Source organism: Caulobacter sp. Root487D2Y, assembly GCF_001427165.1.
GTDB lineage: Bacteria > Pseudomonadota > Alphaproteobacteria > Caulobacterales > Caulobacteraceae > Caulobacter.
The window spans coordinates 195,500-216,743 of record NZ_LMFD01000013.1; the positions used below are offsets into that span (position 1 = coordinate 195,500).

A 21,244-nucleotide genomic window follows, 5' to 3' on the forward strand; every position below is an offset into this window, starting at 1 on the left:
GAGCGCTAAACGTCACCGCGCCCCATTCCTAGAATGGCGCCTGATGGGAAGGCGTTGCGATGGGGTGATTCCCCACTCCACGCGCCGTGGAGACCGGCCTTCGCCTGACCGACGATCGCGCGACCGATCCCGACGTGGCGTCCGGGCCCGGCTTGTCGCATAGATCGCTCATGACCCGACCGCTTCCCATCCAGGCCGTCCTTCAGCTGCGCAAGGGCCCCGTGTCCCGCGTGGGACCCGATCGCATCCGGCTGCTGAGCTCCATCCAGGCCCACGGCTCGATCACCGCCGCGGCCAAGGCGGTGGGGCTCAGCTACAAGGGCGCCTGGGACGCGGTCCAGGCGCTGAACAATCTGTTCGAACGGCCATTGGTCACCGCCCAGCCGGGCGGCCGCCAGGGCGGCGCGGCCCAGGTCACGCCCGCCGGCCTGGCGGTCCTGGCCGCCTACGCCAAGGTCGAGGACGGTCTGACCCAGTTGGTCGAGCAGCTGGAAGAGGCGCTCGGCGGCGCGGACGACGACCTAAAATCCCTGATCTGGAGTTTTGGCATGAAGACCAGCGCCCGCAACGCCCTCCGGGGTGTCGTCGAGACCGTCACCCAAGGGGCCGTCAACGCCGAGGTGACCTTGAGGGTCTCGCCGAGCGTCGCCATCGTCGCCATCGTCACCCGCGAGAGCGTCGCGGACCTGGGCCTGGCGCCGGGCCGCGAGGCGCTGGCCTTGATCAAGTCGAGCTTCGTGATCCTGGCCGCGGGCGACGACGGCCTGCGGACGTCCGCCCGCAACTGCCTGGCGGGCACGGTGATCCGCCACGACGAGGGGGCGGTCAATGACGAGGTCGTGCTGGAGATGGAGCCGGGGAAAACCCTGACGGCGACGATCACGCGCGGCAGCGGCGAGGCCTTGGGCTTCAAGGTCGGCGCCCGGGCCCAGGCGCTCATCAAGGCCTCGCACGTCATTCTCGCCGTCGACTAGGGCGCGCCAGACGTCTCAGCCCGGCGGTCGGATCGAAAGGGTGCGCAGGCCGCGGTCAAAGGCGACCGCGCCATCGCCCTGCCGGACCTTGACCAGTCCGCGGCCTGTGGGCCTATCGGGCGGCCGACCGGGGCCAGTGCGCCAGGGCCTGCGCCGCGATCGCGGCCTGGGTCCGGTTGTGAACGTTGAGCTTGCGCATCAGCGCGGTCATGTGGGCCTTGACCGTGGCTTCGGCGATGCCGAGGTCGAAGGCGATCTGCTTGTTGAGCCGTCCTGAGTTGACGCCTTCCAAGACCTTCATCTGGGTCGGCGTGAGCTCGTCGAACGCCGCCTCCAGATCGCGGTCGATAACGCGGACACCCGTCGTGGTCATTCCAGAACCCCTCTGCTTCATCCCAGCGCAGCCATTCGGCGGTGCGACGCCCGTTTGTTTTGCCCGCCGATCGTGTTCGGCGAATCCGGGTCGCGTTCCGGATGGTAACGCTATCTGTTGGACAAATTCAAGCCCGTTCGGCAATGTGAGCGTGAACATTTGATTGTTCATGCCATTCCGTCGAAATCTGTCATACAGGTTTGATGGGATGCGGCGGCGCGGCGAAGACTTTCCACGGCGACTTGTCCGGCTGCACCGACGGCGCGCGCCGGCCGCCACGGTGAAGTTCGCGCTGGCGTCGCGAGGGCTTGGCCGCCACCTTGGCGCCGGCCGACGGCCGCTTTCTAACGGAAGCGAACGGCGCGATGTTGGCGCCAGTCGAGTTTGGAGACCGAGGGATGAGCGAAGGCCGCCTGGCCGACAGGGCGTATACGGGCATCGTGGAGATGATCAACGCCGACGGGTTGGCGGTCGGCGATCGCCTGCCGTCCGAGGCTCGCCTGGCGGAGATCTTCGGCATGTCGCGCACGATCGTGCGCGAGGCCCTCGTCCGACTGGCCGCCGACAGCATCACCGAGGCGCGCCGCGGGGCCGGGTCGTTCGTCAAGAACCGCCCGTCGGACAAGCTGAGCGCCTACATGCCGCTGTCCGAACTGGCCTCGACCCTGGGCAGTTACGAGGTGCGCTTCGTGCTGGAGGCGGAGGCGGCGCGGCTGGCGGCGGCGCGGCGCTCGGACGAGGAGATGGCCAGCATCGAGGACGCGCTGTCGAAATTGCGCGAGGCGCTGCTGTCGAACGCGCCGGCTCACGCCGAGGACATGGAGTTGCACCGCCGCATCGCGCAGGCCACCGCCAATCCCGCCTTCCTGGTCACGTTCGAGGCGCTGCAGCCCGACGTCGACCGGATCATGCGCGCGGGCGTCGACATCTCGCGATCGCGGCCGCCGGAAGCGATCGCCGAAATGATGCAAGAGCACGAACTGATCGTCGAGGCGATCCGGGCGCAGGACGGCGACAGCGCCGCCCTGGCCATGCGCTGGCACCTCTCACGCGGGCGAAAGCGGTTGATGCCCTGAAGCGCGCGCCGCCCCGCCGGTCCAGCGCGCGTCGTCTTCCAGCCAGGCCTGGGTGATCTCGCACAGGCGTTCGGGCGGCGCGGCGGCGTCGAGCGTGAAGATCGCCTCGTCGGCGCCTGGACGCTCGAGCGTGGCGAGCTGGCTGGCCAGCAGGCTGGGAGGCATGTAGTGGCCCGAGCGATGGGTGAGCCGCCGCAGGAGCTCGTCGTGGCCGGCGTCCAGCAGGACGAAGCGCGTGGGGGCCCCGATGGCGCCGCGCAGGCGCTCGCGATAGCCGCGTCTCAACGCCGAGCAGGCCGCCACGACCCGTCCTCCCGACACCAGCGCCTGGCCGACCGCCAGGCCCAGGCGATCGAGCCAGGGCCAGCGGTCATCGTCCTCGAGGGGCTGGCCCGCGCGCATCTTGGCGACCGCGCGCGCGTCATGAAAGTCGTCGCCCTCCAGGAACGGGCAATCGAGCTTGCTGGCCAGCAGAGCGCCGAGCGTCGACTTGCCGCTCCCGCTCACGCCCATGGCGATGATGGCGAGCCCGGCGGACGGGGCGGGGCGGGATGGCGGCTGCAAGCGGCGTCCTTGAAGGCTGGCTGGCATGCCGAATGACCGACAGGCTGACCGCACGGTTGAAATCGGGTTCTACCGGGCCGCCGATGGGGCGTAACTACGACCATGGTCGAGGATGGCGGGGGGGTGGCGATTCCTTATCGATAAGGGGTTGCGACGAGGAGAGTGGCATGAAGGCGGTCCTTTTAGCGGCGTTTCTGGCGGCTTCGACCCCAGCCCTGGCCTCGACCGGCTCTGTTCTGCTCACCGCCCCCGACGACCCGCGCGCGATCACCGTCACGGGTGTCGGCGACGGCCGCGCGGACGACACCGACGCCGTCCAGAAAGCCATCGACGCCGCGCGCGACAAGACCGGCCATGGCCTCGTCTTCCTGCCGTCGGGCCGCTACCGTCTGAGCCGCAGCATCCTGGTGCCGCCGGGCGTGCGCGTCTTCGGGGTCGGCGCGACCCGGCCGGTCTTCGTGCTGGCGGCCAATACGCCCGGCTTCCAGAAGGGCGTGGGCACGATGATCGTGTTCACGGGCGGCGACCAATACCAGGTCGGCGCCATTCCCGTGCCGGTGCCGACGGTGGTCCCACCGACCGACAAGGTGCGCGACGCCAATTCGGGCACCTTCTATTCGGCCATGGCCAATGTCGACATCGAGATCGGCGCGGGCAATCCGGCGGCGGCGGCGGTTCGGTTCCGCATGGCCCAGCACGCCTTCCTCAGCCACATGAACTTCCGCCTGGGCTCGGCCTTCGCCGGCGTCTACCAGGCCGGGAACATCATGGAGGACGTCCACTTCCAGGGCGGGCGCTACGGGATCGTCACTGAGAAGACCTCGCCGGCCTGGCAGTTCACCCTGATCGACTCGACCTTCGACGGCCAGCGCGACGCGGCGATCCGCGAGCACGAGGTCGACCTGACCCTGGTCAACGTGGCCATCAAGAACACGCCGGTCGGCATCGAGATCGACCGGGGCTACAGCGACAGCCTGTGGGGCAAGAACGTCCGCTTCGAGAACGTCTCGAAGGCCGGCGTCGTGATCTCGGCCGAGGACAACGTCTTCACCCAGGTGGGCTTCGACAACGCCGTGGCGTCCAACACCCCGGTGTTCGCCCGCTTCCGCGACAGCGGTAAGACGGTGGCCGGTAAAGGGAAGGCCTACAAGGTGGCCTCGTTCACCTATGGCCTGACGCTGCCCGGCCTCGGCCAGATGGGCGAGTACAAGACCAATGTGGACATGGCCTCGCTGCCGTCCCTCCCGGCGATGCCAGCTTCGGCTCTTCGCGCCCTGCCGCCGGTGGCCGAATGGACCAACGTCAAGACCCTGGGCGTGAAGGGCGACAGCCAGGCCGATGACACCGCCGCCCTGCAGAAGGCGATCGACACCCATCGCGTGCTCTATCTGCCGATCGGCTTCTACAAGGTCACCGACACCCTGAAGCTGCGGCCGGACACCGTGCTGATCGGCCTGCATCCGGCCCTGACCCAGCTGGTCATTCCCGACGACAATCCGCGCCACGCCGGGGTCGGACCGGTGACGCCCGTGCTGGAAAGCCCCAAGGGCGGGGACAACATCCTCGCGGGGATCGGGCTGTTCACCGGACGCGTCAATCCGCGCGCCTCGGCGCTGCTGTGGCGGTCGGGCGCGAATTCACAGGTGAGCGACGTCAAGATCATGGGCGGCGGCGGCACCCCCACCATGGACGGCAAGCCGCTGGGCGCGGCGCAGGCGCGCAGCGGCGACCCGGTGGCCGACGGCCGCTGGGACGGCCAGTATCCCAGCATCTGGGTGACGGACGGCGGCGGCGGCACGTTCGCCAACGTCTGGAGTCCCAACACCTTCGCCTCGGCCGGCTTCTACATTTCCGACACCAGCACGCCGGGCCACATCTACGAGGTGTCGGTCGAGCACCACGTCCGCAACGAGTTCGTGCTCGACAACGTCCAGAACTGGGAGTTCCTGGCGCCCCAGACCGAGCAGGAGGTCGGCGACGGCCCCGACGCCGTTTCGCTGGAGATCCGCAACTCGCGCAACATCCTGTTCGCCAATTATCACGGCTATCGGGTGACGCGGTCTTACCATCCGGCCGAAACGGCGGTGAAGCTGTTCAACTCGTCGGACATCCGCTTCCGCAACGTTCACATCAACGCCGAGAGCGGCGTCGCCCTCTGCGACGCGATCGGTTGCGGCACCTATGCGCGGGCCAGCAAGTTCCCGTTCGAGAACGCCATCCAGGACAAGACCCGCAAGCTGGAGGTGCGCGAGCGCGAATTCGCCGTGCTCGACGTTTCCGGCCAACCCGCGCCGGCCGCGCCGGCCGGCGACGGGAAGGTGCGCAAGCTGGAGAGCGGCTTCTGGTCGATTTCCGGCGCGACCGTGGGCGCGGACGGCGCGCTCTATTTCGTCGAGAAACGTTTCCAGCGGATCTATCGCTGGACCCAGGCCAAGGGCCTGGAGGTGGTGCGCGACCATTCTCTGGATCCCGTGAACCTGGCGGTCGACAGCTCCGGCAAGCTGTTGGTTGTGTCCTCGTACGGTCCGCAGGCCAGCGTCTATTCGATCGACCCGAACGGGCCCAAGGACCAGATGACGCTGATCGCGCCGACGTCGTCGGCCGCCGCGCGTCCGGGCGCCAAGACGCTGCTGCCGGTTAACTGGTGGAACAACGGCGAGTTCAGGGATCAGTACGACCCGGCCACCGACCATTTCACCACCCTGGCCGAAATGTTCGCCCGCGACGTCGGCGCGCCGAAGGCCCAGGCCTACGTCTCGCCCGACGGAAGCCTGTCGTTGCCCGCCTTCCGGGTGTGGCAGCAGGGGCCGCCCGACCATGTCGGCTGGCGCTGGTCCGACAGCCTGCAGGCCCATGGCCTGATCGGCGGCGCCGTCGGCGAGCGGGTCTTCGTGACCAACGAGTCCGAGGGCAAGACCTATAGCGGCCAGGTCAGCCCCGGCGGCGCCCTGACCGACCTGAAGGTGTTCGCCAATCGCGGCGGCGAGAGCGTCGCGGTCGACGGACAGGGACGGGTGTTCGTCGCCAACGGCCAGATTTTCCAATACGACTCCGACGGTCGGCCGGCCGGTCGCATTGATCTGCCCGAGCGGCCGCTGCAGCTGATCTTCGGCGGCGAGGACAAGCGCACGCTTTTCGTCCTTACTCACCACTCGCTCTACGCCGTGACGCCCTGACCAAGACCTCGAGTACGAAAAGGTTCGCCATGAAAAGCTGGCTTGTTGCGCCGTGCGCGGCCTTGATCGCGCTGTTCCTCACGGCGAGCGATCCGGCGGCGGCATCGGTTTCGACCTTCGTCAAGGCGCCCGACGATCCCGCCGCCGTCATGGTGCGGGGCAGGGGCGACGGCCGCGCCGACGACAGCGCCGCGATCCAGGACGCGATCGACGCGGCCGCGGCCAAGCCCGGCGGCGGCCTGGTCTTCCTGCCCTCCGGCCGCTACCGCATCAGCAAGACCCTGTTCCTGTGGCCGGGCGTCCGGGTGTTCGGGGTCGGGGCCACGCGCCCGCTGATCCTGCTGGGCGACGCGACGCCCGGATTCCAGAAGGGCCTGGCCAACATGGTGATCTTCGCCGGCGCCAAGCGCGACCCGGCGCGCCGCGTGCCGTTCCCGCCGCCGGGCAGCGTGCCGTTCGACAAGGACGTCCCCGACGCCAATTCCGGGACCTTCTACTCGGCGATGAGCAACATCGATTTCAAGATCGGCCAAGGCAATCCGGCGGCGACCGCGATCCGCTTCCATGCCGCCCAGCACACCTATCTCAGCCACATGGAGTTCGACATCGGCTCGGGCCTGGCGGGTGTGTATCAAGTCGGCAACGCGGCTCTGGATCTGCACTTCAAGGGCGGGCGCTACGGCATCCTGGCCGAGAAGACCTCGCCGGCCTGGGGCTTCCTGCTGCTGGACTCCACGTTCGAGGGCCAACGTGACGCGGCGATCCGCGAACACGAAGCTGGCCTGACCCTGGTCAATGTGGCCATGCGTGACACGCCCGTTGGGATCGAGATCGACCGCGGCTACGGCGACTGGCTGTGGGGCAAGGACGTCCGTTTCGAGAACGTCGCCAAGGCCGCCGTCGTCATCTCCAACGAGGCCAACGTCTACACCCAGGTCGGCTTCGAAAACGCTGTGGCTGTCGACACGCCGGTGTTCGCCCGCCTCCGCGACAGCGGCAAGTCCGTGGCCGGCCCAGTGGGGGGCAAGGGCCGCGCCTATCGCGTGTCGTCCTTCACCCACGGCCTGACTCTGCCTGGCCTGGGCCAGGTGGGCGCCTACAAGACCGACATGAAGGCTGAGGCCATTCCCGGCCTGCCAGCTCCGCGCGCGCCCGCGATCCGGGCCCTGCCGGCCATGGCTGACTGGGTCAACGTCCGCACCCTCGGCGCCAAGGGCAACAACGCCGCCGACGACACCGCCGCCATCCAGAAGGCGATCGACACCCACCGCGTGGTCTATTTCCCCGCCGGCTTCTACCACGTCACCGACACCTTGAAGCTGCGCTCGGACACGGTGCTGATCGGCCTGCATCCCAGCCTCACCCAGATCGTGCTTCCCGACCGCACCCCTGGCTATCAGGGCGCCGGCGCGCCCAAGGCGCTGGTCGCCTCGGCCGCCGGGGGCGACGCCATCGTCTCGGGGCTGGGCCTCAACACCGGCGGAATCAATCCGCGCGCCACGGCCTTGCTCTGGACGGCCGGCGCCAATTCGCTGGTCGACGACGTCAAGTTCCAGGGCGGTCACGGCACCGAGCTGTACGACGGGACGCGGTTCAATCCCTACAACGCCAACGCCACGGCCGACCCCGATCCGGCCAAGCGCTGGGCGGGCCAGTATCCCAGCCTGTGGGTGACCAACGGCGGCGGGGGGACCTTCGCCAATATCTGGAGCCCCAGCACCTATGCCTATTCGGGCATCTACGTGTCGGACACCCAGACGCCCGGCCACATCTACCAGGCCTCGGTCGAGCACCATGTGCGCACCGAGATCAGCCTCAACCGGGTCGCCAACTGGGAGCTTCTGGCCCCGCAGACCGAGGAAGAGGCCGGTGAAGGCGAGGAGACCGTCTCGCTGGAGATCCGCGACTCCCACGACATCCTGGTCGCCAACTATCACGGCTATCGCGTCACCCGGACCCGACGTCCGGCGGCGGCGGCGGTCAAGGTCTACAATTCGGGCGACATCCGCTTCCGCAACGTGGCGGTGAACGGCGAAAGCGGCTTTTCGACCTGTGACGAGAACGGCTGCGCGGCCTTCCTGCGCTTGACCAAGTACCCCTACGAGAACGCGATCCTGGACGTCACAAGCGGGCTGGAGGCGCGCGAGCGGCAGTTCGCGGTGCTGGACCTGACCGCCGATCCGCGGCCGACGGCGCCCTCGACCTTCCCCGCCGGCGCGCGGGTGGAGAAGCTGGGCGACGGCTTCTACTCGCTGGGCGGCGGCGCGGTGGATGCGGCCGGGACGCTGTACTTCACCGACCGGCGTCACCAGCGCATCTACAGCTGGTCGGACGAGCGCAAGCTGTCGATCGTGCGCGACAACACGCTGGATCCGATCAACCTGGCCGTCGACGGCTCGGGGAACCTGCTGGTGCTGTCGTCGGACGGCCGCGACGGCACGGTCTACAGTTTCAAGCCGGGCAGTCCCGACACCGAGGTCACGGTGATCCCGCCCACCTCGGCGATCGACCATGCGGGCGCGGCGACGGTGTTGCCGGTCAACTGGTGGAACAACGCCGAGTTCAAGGATCAACTGGATCTGACGACCTACCAGTTCACGACCCTGGCTCAGATGTTCGCGCGGGACATGGCGCTGACCAAGCCTCGCGAATATGTCTCGCCCGACGGCAGCCTGACCTTGCCGGCCTATCGCGTCTTTCAGCAGGGCCCCGCCGACTTCCGGGGGCTGCGCTTCTCGGACTCGCTGGACACCTATGGCTTCACCACGGCCAAGCCGGGCCAGAGGGTGTTCGTCGCCAATAGCTCGGAGAACAAGACCTATAGCGGCCTGGTCGGCAAGCAGGGCGCGGTGACGGACCTGAAGGTCTTCGCCGACCGCGGCGGCGAGAGCGTCGCGACCGACGGGGAGGGACGTGTCTATGTCGCGAACGGGCAGGTGTTCGTCTACGCCCCGGACGGCCGGGAACTGGGGCGCATAGACGTCCCCGAACGGCCGCTGCAGCTGGTCTTCGGCGGCCCCGACAAGCGGACGTTGTTCGTCCTGACCCATCACGCGCTCTACGCGGTGCGACACGACTAAATCGACGACGAGGCGGTCGATCGGCGGGGCCGAGGGCGCGAGTGCGCCTTCGACGCCGCCTTTCGACGCCGCCTGTCTCGTCCACAATCAGCCGACGTACGACCATGGTCGTAATGGCTCACCTCTCCTTTGTCTGACAGCTTCCAGGGAGGCCATCGTCGGTGGTCTCAACGAAAAATCGGAGGCAGCGGGATGAGTGATGAAGGTCGTGCGCGAGGGGGTTCGCGCTTTTTGAACGCGTTGTTCGCGACAAGTGCGGTCGCATTGGCCGTGTCGGCGGGAGCGGCCCACGCGCAGGTGGCTCCGGCCCCCGCGCCGTCGGAACCGGCCGCCACCTCGCTGTCCGAGATCGTGGTCACGGGCTCGCGGATCCGGACCACCGGCTTCACCGCGCCCACGCCGACCCAGGCCCTGGGCCAGGCCGACCTGGAGCGCAACGCCGAGCCGAACGTCTTCACGACGATCGCGCAGCTGCCCTCCTTGCAGGGGTCGACGGGGGCGACCACCGGCACGTTCAGCACGTCGAGCGGCCAGCAGGGCCTGAGCTCGTTCTCGCTGCGCGGCCTGGGCACCATCCGGACCCTGACCCTTCTGGACGGCCAGCGGGTGGTTCCGGCCAACGTCACCGGCGTTCCCGACATCAGCCTGTTCCCCCAGCTCCTGGTCCAGCGCGTCGACGTCGTGACCGGCGGCGCTTCGGCGTCCTACGGGTCCGACGCGGTCGGCGGCGTCGTCAACTTCATCACCGACAAGCGCTTCGAGGGCTTCAAGGCCAATGTCTCGGCGGGCGTCACGACCTACGGCGACAACGAGCAGTTCTTGGTGCAGCTCGCCGCGGGCAAGAACTTCTTGAACGACCGCCTGCACGTCCAGGTCAGCGGCGAATACGATGACGAGGAAGGCGTGCCCGCCGGCGGCTTCGGCGAGGATGCGCCGGGCGACCGTGACTGGTACACGACCGCGACCCTGGTCAACCGCGGCGTCACCAACGACGGCTCGCCGCAGTACCTCTATCGCGAGCACGCCCAGGCCTATCAGTACACCAAGTACGGTCTGATCAGCGCCGGGCCGCTGCAAGGCACGGCCTTCGACGTCAACGGCAATCCGTTCCAGTTCCAGTACGGCTCGAACGGCGTGCCGTCCAAGGCCGCGAACGGCGCGGTCAGCAACTGCTACTCGAACGGCGGCTTCTGCGTCGGCGGCGATCTGTCGGGCAATGTCGGCATCGGCACCTCGCTGCAGTCCGAGCTCAAGCGCCTGAACGGCTATACGCGCGTCGCCTACGACATCGATGACAACAACGAGATCTACGGCACCCTGAACGTCGCCCGCGTCGAGACCGCCAACCAGCCCAATCCGGGCGGCGCCACGACCGGCCTGACGCTGCAGTGCTCCAACCCCTACCTGCCGGCCTCGGTCGCGACGGCCTGCGCCAACGCCGGCATTACCCAGTTCACGTTCGGCACCAGCAACGCCCTGCTGCCCCGGAACATCTCGGTCCATCCGACGCGGACCCAGGTCCGCGCGGTGATGGGCGCCGACGGCAAGTTCAACGCCGTGGGCACGGACTGGTCCTACGACGCCTATTACACGCACGGCGAGAACACGACGAACATCCACGTCAACGACATCATGCTGAACCCGCGCTACCGGCTGGCCATCCAGGCGACCCTGCTCAACGGCCAGATCGTCTGCGCCGATGCGACCGCCCGCGCGAACGGCTGCCAGCCGATCAACGTCTTCGGCGGGCAGACGCCCAGCGACGCGGCCCTGGCCTACATCACCCCGAAGAACGGCCCGTATCAGCACTCGGTCCAGAAGCAGGACGTCGCCAGCATCAACTTCAGCGGCGAGCCCATCCAGGGCTGGGCCGGCCCGGTCGCGCTGGCTTTCGGCGCCGAGTACCGTCGCGAGCAGTACCACGTGCAAGGCGACCCCTACGGCGACGGTTCGGCGGCTTCGCCCTACACCGTCGACTATCCGGCCGACCCGGCCCTGAGCACCGCGGGCAACAACTGGTACGCGGGCAACTATCACTCGGGCGCCGGCAAATACAGCGTGAAGGAAGCGTACGCGGAAGTGAACGTGCCGCTGGTGGACTCGGACGCCGCGGGCAAGGCCAACCTCAACATGGCCGGCCGCTGGACCGACTACAGCAGCTCGGGCACCGTCTACACCTGGAAGGTCGGCGGCACCTGGGACACGCCGATCGACGGGATCCGCCTGCGGGCCGTCACCTCGCGTGACGTCCGCGCGCCCAACCTGTCGGAGCTGTTCGCCGCGCCGGTCACGACCACGCTGCCCAACTTCACCATTCCCTCCACGGGCACGCCCCCGCCCGGCGCTCCCTCCGGCGGTGCGCTGCTGGTGCTCCAGAACGTGGTCGGCAATCCGGACTTGAAGCCCGAGATTGCCAAGAACTTCACGCTCGGCGTCGTCCTTTCGAACCCGAAGTGGCTGCCGGGCTTCAGCGCCTCGGTCGACTGGTACAACATCGTCCTGGACGGCGGCATCTCCAGCCTGAGCGCCCAGCAGGTGGTCAACTTCTGCTATGCGGGCCTGACGCAATACTGCGGCGCCTTCAACTTCTCCCCGCCGGCCGGCGTGACGCCCTATGTCAACGCCCAGGTGTTCAACCTGGCCTCGATCAAGACCAGCGGTTTCGACATCGAGGCCAGCTACCGCTTCGATCTGCCCAGCGTGCCGGGCCACTTCGATCTGCGCGCCCTGGCGACCAACACCCACAAGTTCGTCACCAATCAGGGCTTCCCCGGCGGCTCCGTTGTCGACACCGCGGGCCAGAACTCCGGCAACACGCCGGACTGGAAGGTTCTCGCCGTCCAGACCTGGACCTCGGACCGGTTCATGCTCAGCCTGCAGGAGCGCTGGTTCAGCGACGGCGTCATCGGCGGCCAGTACATCGAGTGCGCCCCCGGCAGCTGCCCGGTCGGCAGAACCGCGACGGATAACAACAACTATCCGACGATCGACTACAACCGCATGGACGGCGCGACCTATGTCGACCTCAGCGGTTCGTACCAGATCAAGGACGGTCTGAAGGCCTACTTCAAGGTCGCCAACCTGTTCAACAAGGACCCGACGCCGTCGCCGCAAACCAACACCGGTCTGGACGCCAACCCGGCGCTCTACGACCTGATGGGCCGGTTCTACCACGTGGGTCTTCGCTACGAATTCTAACTTGAGCCGCCCGTTCCACCTCCCCCTGGGCGCCGCCCGGGCCGGATCGGCTGACCGCCGTTCCGGCCCGGGTCCTTTTTGCCGCCCGAGAGGCCGTGTGGAGCCATCGCCTGAATTTCGGTCCGCGCGGCGCGCCGATCCGCGCCGCCGGTCGCCTAGTGCTTGCGTTCGCGAACGCGTCACGCCCCTATTGCCCCGCGCCGGGGACGAACCTCGGACGGTCGGACAACACGTCGCCGCCGCATCGCCGGCGAACGCCAAGAAGGGTTTCCATTGAGCAGGCCGGACCGCGCCCGGGGCGCCACCATTGTCGATGTCGCCCAACTGGCGGGCGTCTCGCGCATGACGGTGTCGCGGGTGATCCATGATCGCGCCAAGGTCCGGGAAGAGACGCGCATGGCGGTTCTGGCCGCGATCCGCGAGCTGAACTACGAACCCAATCTGGCGGCCCGCAACCTCGTCATGGCCGGCGAATTGCGGATCGGGGTGATCTATTCCAATCCCAGCGCCGCCTTCATGAGCGACTTCCTGATCGGGGTGTTCGAGGAGGCCACCAGCGCCGGGGCCCGGCTGATCCTGGTGCGGGGCGAAGACGGCCAGGCCCCGGCCCCGCGGGACCTGGAGCGGTTGCTGAGCCAGGGCGTCCACGGCGTGGTCCTGGCGCCGCCCCTGGGCGAGTCCGCCGTCGTGCGCGACATGCTCCGCGCCGCCAATCTGCCGCTCGCCGTGGTCGCCGCGGGGCGCCCGGCGAGCGATGCGATCAATGTCCGCATCGACGACCGCCAGGCCAGCCAGGCCATGGCCCAGCATCTGCTGGATCTTGGCCACCGAAGGATCGGCTTCATCTCCGGGAATCCCAACCAGACCGCCAGCGTCGTACGCCTCGAGGGCGCGCGCGCGGCGATCGCGGCGGTCGAGGGGGCTGAACTCGTCCTGGCCCAGGGCGCCTTCACCTACGGTTCGGGCCTGCGCGCCGCCGAGCAGCTGCTCGATCGCGACCCGCCGCCCACCGCGATCTTCGCCAGCAACGACGACATGGCCGCCGCGGCCGTGTCGGTGGCCCACCGTCGACATCTCGACGTGCCTCGTGACCTGACCGTGGTCGGGTTCGATGACACGACCGTGGCCACCACCCTTTGGCCGCCGCTCACCACCGTGCGCCAGCCCGTGCGGCAGATGGCGGCCGTGGCCCTGGATCGACTGATGCGCGTCTTGCGATCGACCGAGCCATCGGCCGAGGCTTCCGCGGACTACGTCCTGGATCACGCCCTGATCGAGCGCGAGTCCACCGCCCCGCCCCGACACGCCGCCCAGGTCCCGGGCGCCAAAGCCCATAAGAGGTCATCGCATGCCTGATCCGTCCGTCGACATGGAGCGCGCCACGGTCGGGCGAGTGACGCGGCATTTGATGCCGCTGTTCTGCCTGATGTATCTGATCGCCTATATCGATCGGCAGAACGTGTCGTACGCCAAGCTCGACATGGTCCAGGCCCTCGGCCTCAGCGAGGCGGCCTATGGCCTGGGCGCGTCGCTGTTCTTCATCGGCTATTTCCTGTTCGAGGCGCCGTCGAACCTGATCCTGGCCCGGGTGGGCGCGCGGGTCTGGTTCGCGCGGATCATGTTCACCTGGGGTCTGGTCACCCTGGCGCTGGGCTTCACCCAGAACGCGACGATGTTCTATGTCCTGCGGTTCCTGCTGGGCGTCACCGAGGCGGGGTTCTTCCCGGGCGTGCTCTACGTCCTGACGCTCTGGTATCCGCAGGCCCATCGCGCGCGGATGGTGGGCCTGTTCATGATCGCCAGCGCCGTCGCCAACGCCGTCGGGGCGGCCGTGGGCGGCCTGCTGTTGGATCTGGACGGCACGCTGGGGCTGGCCGGTTGGCAATGGGTGTTCCTGGTCACCGGCGTTCCAGCCGTGCTGTTGGCGCCCTACGTCCTGTGGCGCCTGCCCAACGGTCCGACCCAGGCCCGGTGGCTGCCGCAGGTCGAAAGGGACTGGCTGGCCAAGGTTCTGGACGCGGAGCGGGGCGGGGTGGTCGACGATCACCGCGGCGCCTGGAAAGCGATCTTCGATCCGCGCGTCCTGCTGCTGGCGGGCCTCTATATCGGCATGCCGCTGGGCGCCTACGGCCTGAGCTACTGGCTGCCGACCATCGTCAAGTCGTTCGGCGTCTCCAACACCGTCAACGGGCTGATCAATGTCATCCCCTGGATCTTCGTCGGCGTGGCGCTGTGGTTCGTGCCGCGCCACGCCGCGCGCCATGGCGCCAGCGCCTGGCACATCGCCGGGCCCTGCCTGCTGGCCGCGGTCGCCCTGACCTTGAGCGTGGTCCTGCCTGGGGCGGCGTTGAAGTTCGCCATGCTGTGCATCGCCGCGCCGGCCATCTTCTCGGCGCAGCCCGTGTTCTGGAGCCTGCCGCCGAGCTTCCTCAGCGGGCCGCGGGCGGCGGCCGGCATCGCGGCGATCAACGCGATCGGCAATCTGGGCGGCTTCATCGCCCAGAACCTGGTGCCGATGGTGCGCGACGCCACGGGCAGCAACCTCGCGCCCATGCTGGCGCTCGCCGCCGTGCTGGTCGTGACCAGCCTGCTGATCTTCTACGCCATGGCCCGGTTGGAGAGGACGCGCGCGAGCGCCGGCTAGGCCGCCGTCGACCGGGCGGGCGCCATCAGCGGTGTCCCCAAATATCGCTGCGGACCATGATCTGTCCGTCGGCGTAGAGGGACGGCGCCAGTAGGTCGTCGGGCAGGAAGATCGGCCCATCGAGATCGACGATGTCGCACAGCTGGCCCAGGACGAAGGCCGGCGCCGTCGACAGGGTCGAGCCGCCCATATTGCCGACCATGACGCCCAGCCTCATGCGCCGCGCCTGGGCGGCGATCATCAGGCCTTCGGTCAGCCCCCCGCATTTGTCGAGCTTGATGTTGACGACATCGAACCGCTCGCCCAGCGCTTCCAGTTCCGCCAGGCTTTGAATGCTTTCGTCCGCGGCCAACGGGATCGGTGACTTCCAGCCTTCCAGCAAGGCCTCGGCCCCGCGCGCCACCGGCTGCTCCAGCAAGGCCACGCCGGAATCGACCAGCATCGCGACCAGGGCGTCGAGGTCCTCGCCGCCATAACCCTGGTTGGCGTCGACGCCCAGCCAGACGTCTGGCCGCGCCCGCCGCACGGCGCGCACGCGCTCGGTGTCGGCGGCCAGATCCCCGTCCAGCTTCAGCTTGATGGCCTTGGCCTGGGCGAACTCGAGCAATTGCTCCAGCAGGATCGCCGGCGGCTCGGCCGGCAGGGTGAAGGTGGTGGTGAGCGGCCGGGGAGTCCCGACGCCCGCCAGGGCCCAGACTGGAAGGCCCAGCTCCAATGATTCCAGCTCCCAGAGCGCGCAGTCGATGGCGTTGCGCGCGCCCCCGGCCGGCAGGATGGCGCCCAGGTCCTGTCGATCGATCCCGCCCTCGATGACCTGACGCTGATCCTCGATCCGGCGCTCGATGTTCTCCGGACCATCATCCAGATAGTAGACGCCCGCGGCCTCGCCGCGTCCGACCTTGCCGTCGCGCGCGATGGACGCCACCACGGCGGGCATCGCCTCGAACAGGTAGCCGGAAATCCGGAAGGGCTTGCGAAAGCGCATCGCCTCGCGACGCAGCGTCAGCGACGCCGTCATGCGAGCGCTCCCCGCGGGCGGCCGGCCTGAAGGGCGTTGCGAGCAAGGCGGGTGGGGCCGCGTCGCGGGGGGACATGATGGAGAGTCATGCCGCCACCATTTCATGGCGACGTCAGTGTTTCAATATCTGAAACATCTATTCGTGCGCGGGCTTCGAATTCTCGGCCGGGGGCGGGGGCGAGCGCCAGTTCTCACTGGCCGATTGCGCCAGGCGCTGAATGCCTTCGCCGGCGCAGACCGAAAGCACCCGGCACGGTTCGTCCCCCACGCGGACATAGGCGTGGGCCATGGCGCTGTCGAAATAGACGGAATCGCCCTCGTTCAGCGCCAGCGGTTCGTAGAGGTCCGAGTGCAGCTCCATGCGGCCGGTCAGGACGTGCAGATACTCCTCGCCGGCGTGGCGGACCAGGCCGCCCATTTCCTCGACCGTGTGGGCGGTGACATCGACGATGATCGGCACCATCAGCTTGCCGCGCAGATCGGCCGCCGGATAGTAGTGCAGGTGGCGCTCGGAGTTGGCGTCGGGCCATTGGCCGGCTCGCGCGACGCTGCGGCGCCCGACGGCGGCCGGCCGCGCGGGCGGCGGCGCGCCGGCCACCAGCAGGCTGATGTCGACGCCCAGGCCCTGGGCCAGTCGGCCAAGATAGTCGTAGGTCATCGACATCTTGCCGTTCTCGAGCTTCGACAGGGTCGAGAACGGCATGCCGATGCGGGCCGACAGGGCGCGCAGAGACAGTCCCTGCTCCTTTCTCGCGGCGCGCAGCGCCGCGCCAGGACTTGGATCGGTCTTCCTCGGGTTCGTCATCGGCGCCTCATGGCTCAAAAACTAGCCGAACGGGCGCCGAAAGGGAATGTCGCAACCCTGTCTTCGAAACATGTTGCAAATACAGAAACACGTGCCATGGTCGATCATCTTTGGGGGGGATGGGTCGATGGCAATGGCATGCAATACGGCTAGGCTCGCGGCGGTCGCCGCGCTTTGGGCGGGACCGCTCGCCGCCCAAACCCTTCCGCCCGCTAGCCCTCCGCGCCAAGCCGGGGCGGCGGTGCTGGACGAGATCGTCGTCACCGCGCAAAAACGCGAGGAGCGCCTGCTCGACGTGCCGCAATCGGTGTCCGTCCTGTCGGCGCAGACCTTGGCCCAGGCTCACGCCGAGCGGTTCTCCGACTACCTCACCCGCATCCCCAGCGCCGCGATCGTCGAAAACCAGGCGGGCCAGGCGCGGCTGCTGCTGCGCGGCATCAACACCGGCGGGGTGGGCGCCACGGTGGCCACCTATGTCGACGAGACGCCCTACGGGTCGGCCACCGCCCTGGCCAACGGCGCGGTCCTGGCGCCCGATCTCGACCCGTCCGACCTCGAGCGCGTCGAGGTGCTGAGGGGGCCGCAAGGCACGCTCTACGGCGCCAATTCGCTGGGCGGTCTGGTCAAGTACGTCACCGCGGCCCCCAACACCACGGCGACCCAGTTCAGCGCCGAGACCAGCGTCGAGGACGTCGCTCACGGCACGACCGGCTGGTCGGCGCGGGCGGCCGGCAACCTTCCCCTGTCGGAAACCGCCGCGGTGCGGGTCAGCGGATCCTACCGCGAGGATCCGGGCTATATCGACGATCCTCGCCTGGGCCACGACGTCAATGACGGCGAGACCTATGGCGGACGCGCCTCCATCCTCTGGCGCCCGATCACCGACCTGACCCTGCGCGCTTCGGCGGTGGCCCAGAACATCCGCAGCAACGGTCCGAACGGCGTCGACGTCGACCCGGTCACCCTGGAGCCGGTCTCGGGCGCGCTCATCCAGAACCGCACGGTGCGTGAGCCCAACGCCATCGATTATCGGATCTACAACCTGACCGGAGAATACGATTTCGGCGCGGTGGCGCTGACCTCGTCGACCAGCACGAGCACCTTGGATCAGGTCCAGGTCCAGGACGCGACCGGCGTCTATGGCGACCTGTTGACCGGCGCCTTCGGCACGCCCCTGGGCGCGCCCCTCGACCAGCGCATGGCCCAGCGCCGCTTCACCCAGGAACTGCGCCTGGCCTCGTCCGGCGCCCAGGCCCTCGAATGGACCGTCGGCGGCTACTACACCCGCGAACGCAACCGGCTGGACCAGGTGCTGAACGCCGTCGACGCCGACACCGGCGCGCCGGCGGCGGGCCTGTCGGGCTTGGCCGTGGTCGGTCTGGCTTCGCACTATGACGAATATGCCGGCTTCGCCAACGGCACGCTGCACCTGTCGCCGCGGTTCGACGTCACCGCGGGCGGCCGCTACAGCCATAACCGGCAGAGCGCGGTTCAGACGACCTCCGGCCTGCTGGTCGGCGGCGATCTGGCCCTTGACGCCAGCTCGTCGGACAATGTCTTCACCTATTCGATCGCGCCGGCCTTCAAGCCCAATCGCGACACCACGATCTATGCCCGCGTCGCTCGCGGCTACCGGCCCGGCGGGCCCAATGTGCTGCCGCCCGCCGCGCCCACGGCGGTGCCGCGTCAGTTCGGGGCCGACACCACCACCAACTACGAGCTGGGCGTCAAGGCCGACCTCCTTGACCGCAGGCTGTCGCTCGAACTGACCGGCTTCCTGATCGACTGGAAGAACATCCAGCTTTTGGCCGACGTCGGCGGCTTCGCCGTCAACACCAACGGCGGCAGCGCCCGCAGCAAGGGCGTCGAGCTGGCGCTGACCGCCCGGCCGGTCGCGGGCCTCACCCTGGGCGCCAACGGCGCCTATGTCGACGCCCAGCTGACCGAGGACGCCCCCGCCCTGATCGGCGGCGCCTCCGGCGACTGGCTGCCCTACGCGCCGCGCGTCGCCACCACGTTCAGCGCCGACTACGAGCGTCCGTTGAGCGACAAGGTGACGGGACGGGCCGGCGTCAGCTGGCGGCATACCGGCAAGCGACGCTCCGACTTCGATACGAACTACGGCCAGCGCCATCTGGAGGCCTTCGACCAGGTCGACGCCTATGCCGGCGTCACCATCGACCGCTTCCGTATCGAGGCCTTCGCCCGCAATCTGACCGACAGCGACGGCGTCGTCGCGCTGGGCGGGGCCGGCTCGGCGCCCAACGGCGCGGCTTCGGCGGCGGTGGTCCGACCGCGCTCGATCGGCGTCACCCTCGGCGTTCGGTATTAATCCCATGAGGAAGATCGGCATGCGACTTCTCACCAACCTCGCGGCGCTCGTGGCGGCGATCGCCCTGCCGGCCGCGGCCCAGGCCCCCGACGCCCTCAAGCCCGCCGCGCCGCTCGCGCCGGTCCGGACCGCGACCGCCCCGCTCGCCCCGTCGCCGCCCGGCGCGGCCCAGCTGACCGCGGCCGACGTCAACGCCTGGCTGGACGGGCTGGTGCCCTACGGCCTGGATCGCGGCGACATCGCCGGCGCGGTCGTGGTGGTGGTCAAGGACGGCCAGGTCCTGACCCAGCGCGGCTACGGCGTGGCGGACGTCAAGACGCGCCGCCCGGTCGACCCGACCGACACGCTGTTCCGCCCCGGATCGATCTCCAAGCTGTTCACCTGGACGGCGGTCATGCAGCTGGTCCAGGCGGGCAAGCTCGACCTCGACCGCGACATCAACGACTATCTGGATTTCAAGATTCCGCCCGCCTACGGCAAGCCGATCACGCTGCGCCACCTGATGACCCACACCCCGGGCTTCGAGGAAACCGCCAAGCACCTGCTCATCGACGATCCGGCGAAGAACAAGCCGCTCGAGGCGGTGCTCAAGCGCGCGATCCCCTCGCGGATCTATGCGCCCGGAACGATGGCGGCCTATTCGAACTACGGCGCCAGCCTGGCCGGCTACATCGTCCAGCGGGTGTCGGGCGAGCCGTTCGAGGCCTATGTCGACCACCATATCTTCGCGCCGCTGGGCATGACCGAGTCGAGCTTCGTCCAGCCCCTGCCGCCCGCCCTGGTCGGCAAGATGTCCAAGGGCTACCAGCAGGCCTCCCAGGACCCGAAGCCCTTCGAGATCATCGGCATGTCGCCGGCCGGGGCCCTGTCCTCGACCGGGTCGGACATGGCGCGGTTCATGATCGCCCACCTGTCGGACGGCGGCGTGCTGCTCGATCCGCGGACGGCCCACATGATGTACGCCACCCAGAACACGCCGATCCCCGGCCTGCCGGGCATGGCGCTGGGCTTCTATCACGAGGACCGCAACGGCCGCACGATCATCGGCCACGGCGGCGACACCGACCTGTTCCACTCCGATCTGCACCTGTACCTCGACGACCATGTGGGCCTGTACCTGTCGTTCAACAGCGCCGGAAAGGACGGCGCGGCCCATGTGCTGCGCGAGCGCCTGTTCGCCGAATTCACCGACCGCTACTTCCCCGCCCCCAACCCGCAAACCCCCACCCTGGCGACGGCCAAGGCGCACGGCCAGGCCCTGGCCGGCCACTACGGCAGCAGCCGCACCTCGGTCACCAGCTTCCTGAAGCTGCTCGGACTGATCGGCCAGGCCCAGGTGACGCTGAACGACGACGACACCATCAGCGTCTCGGCGCTGACGGCCACCAGCGGCGCGCCCAAGCGCTGGCGCGAGGTCGCGCCCTGGCAATGGCGCGAGGTCGGCGGCGACGATCGGCTCGCCGCCTTTGTCGAGAACGGCAAGGTGACGCGGTTCTCGATCGCCGGCTTCGCCCCGATCATCGAGTTCGTGCCCGCCCCCGCCAGCTTCGACGCCGGATGGATCCTGCCGGCGGCCTCGGTCGCGCTCGGCGTGATCCTGCTCACCGCCCTGGCCTGGCCGGTCCTGGCCTTCACCCGCTGGCGCTACGGCTATCAGCCGGCCGTGATCGGTCGCCCCGCCCTGGCCCGATGGGCGCCGCGCGTCACCCCGTGGCTGCTGTTGGTGGTCTGCGGCGGTTGGCTGGCGTTGGTGATGTCCATCGAGAAGGACGTCAGCGTGCTGGACGGCCGTCTCGACATCTGGATGCGGCTGCTCCAAGGACTGTCCCTGATCGCCATCGTCGGGTCGTTGCTCATGGTCTGGAACTGCTGGACCTTGGCGCGGTCGCCTCAGCGTCGGTGGACGACGCTGGCCTGGGCCGTGCTGGGCGCCGCGTCGGCCCTGTTCGTGATCTGGCTGCTGATCGCCGGACGAACCCTCACCCTCTCGCTGAACTTCTAGGC

General features: G+C 68.7%; 13 protein-coding genes. 9 read left to right on the forward strand and 4 right to left on the reverse strand.

Going from position 1 to position 21,244, the window contains the following annotated elements:
- Positions 1–170: 170 nt before the first annotated feature.
- Positions 171–974 (forward strand): TOBE domain-containing protein, encoded by an 804-nt coding sequence (locus ASD38_RS19900; protein WP_056462926.1) that lies wholly within the window; start codon positions 171–173, stop codon positions 972–974.
- Positions 975–1,086: 112 nt separating this feature from the next.
- Here the strand turns inward: ASD38_RS19900 and ASD38_RS24770 are convergent, their stop codons facing one another.
- Positions 1,087–1,518, reverse strand: coding sequence for a helix-turn-helix domain-containing protein (locus tag ASD38_RS24770; protein WP_235523905.1), 432 nt, complete (start codon positions 1,516–1,518; stop codon positions 1,087–1,089).
- Between the two features lie 227 nt (positions 1,519–1,745).
- Between ASD38_RS24770 and ASD38_RS19910 the strand changes: the two genes are divergently transcribed.
- Complete coding sequence (locus tag ASD38_RS19910; protein WP_056442687.1) at positions 1,746–2,423, forward strand: FadR/GntR family transcriptional regulator; 678 nt, start codon at positions 1,746–1,748, stop codon at positions 2,421–2,423.
- On the opposite strand, the gene ASD38_RS19915 is transcribed toward ASD38_RS19910, so the two are convergent.
- Positions 2,394–2,987 carry a gluconokinase gene (locus tag ASD38_RS19915; RefSeq protein WP_235523906.1) on the reverse strand — a complete coding sequence of 198 codons (594 nt, stop codon included), beginning with the start codon at positions 2,985–2,987 and terminating at the stop codon, positions 2,394–2,396. The genes ASD38_RS19910 and ASD38_RS19915 overlap by 30 nt on opposite strands.
- 167 nt (positions 2,988–3,154) lie before the next feature.
- Here ASD38_RS19915 and ASD38_RS19920 point away from each other — a divergent pair, with 167 nt between their 5' ends.
- The 5 genes from ASD38_RS19920 to ASD38_RS19940 all read left to right on the forward strand — a co-directional run bounded on the left by ASD38_RS19920 (position 3,155) and on the right by ASD38_RS19940 (position 15,085).
- The gene (locus tag ASD38_RS19920; RefSeq protein ID WP_056462797.1) at positions 3,155–6,163 is read left to right on the forward strand and encodes a glycosyl hydrolase family 28-related protein; all 3,009 of its coding nucleotides are present in this window, start codon (positions 3,155–3,157) and stop codon (positions 6,161–6,163) included.
- Positions 6,164–6,192: 29 nt separating this feature from the next.
- On the forward strand, positions 6,193–9,243 hold the full coding sequence (locus ASD38_RS19925) for a glycosyl hydrolase family 28-related protein (protein ID WP_056462800.1): 3,051 nt from the start codon (positions 6,193–6,195) through the stop codon (positions 9,241–9,243).
- A 192-nt stretch (positions 9,244–9,435) separates the two neighbouring features.
- The gene (locus tag ASD38_RS19930; protein WP_056462802.1) at positions 9,436–12,441 is read left to right on the forward strand and encodes a TonB-dependent receptor plug domain-containing protein; all 3,006 of its coding nucleotides are present in this window, start codon (positions 9,436–9,438) and stop codon (positions 12,439–12,441) included.
- Between the two features lie 273 nt (positions 12,442–12,714).
- On the forward strand, positions 12,715–13,797 hold the full coding sequence (locus ASD38_RS19935) for a LacI family DNA-binding transcriptional regulator (protein ID WP_056462804.1): 1,083 nt from the start codon (positions 12,715–12,717) through the stop codon (positions 13,795–13,797).
- A complete protein-coding gene (locus ASD38_RS19940) occupies positions 13,790–15,085 on the forward strand; it encodes an MFS transporter (protein WP_056442674.1) in 1,296 nt (431 codons plus the stop codon). The genes ASD38_RS19935 and ASD38_RS19940 overlap by 8 nt, the downstream gene beginning before the upstream one ends.
- A 25-nt stretch (positions 15,086–15,110) precedes the next feature.
- On the opposite strand, the gene ASD38_RS19945 is transcribed toward ASD38_RS19940, so the two are convergent.
- Both ASD38_RS19945 and ASD38_RS19950 read right to left on the reverse strand, forming a co-directional pair.
- On the reverse strand, positions 15,111–16,103 hold the full coding sequence (locus ASD38_RS19945) for a dipeptide epimerase (RefSeq protein ID WP_056462807.1): 993 nt from the start codon (positions 16,101–16,103) through the stop codon (positions 15,111–15,113).
- A 136-nt stretch (positions 16,104–16,239) separates the two neighbouring features.
- On the reverse strand, positions 16,240–16,908 hold the full coding sequence (locus ASD38_RS19950; RefSeq protein ID WP_056442669.1) for a helix-turn-helix domain-containing protein: 669 nt from the start codon (positions 16,906–16,908) through the stop codon (positions 16,240–16,242).
- A gap of 241 nt (positions 16,909–17,149) precedes the next feature.
- Between ASD38_RS19950 and ASD38_RS19955 the strand changes: the two genes are divergently transcribed.
- A complete protein-coding gene (locus ASD38_RS19955; protein ID WP_056462810.1) occupies positions 17,150–19,240 on the forward strand; it encodes a TonB-dependent receptor in 2,091 nt (696 codons plus the stop codon).
- Between the two features lie 19 nt (positions 19,241–19,259).
- On the forward strand, positions 19,260–21,242 hold the full coding sequence (locus ASD38_RS19960; RefSeq protein WP_200946028.1) for a serine hydrolase domain-containing protein: 1,983 nt from the start codon (positions 19,260–19,262) through the stop codon (positions 21,240–21,242).
- The last annotated feature ends 2 nt before the right edge of the window (positions 21,243–21,244 follow it).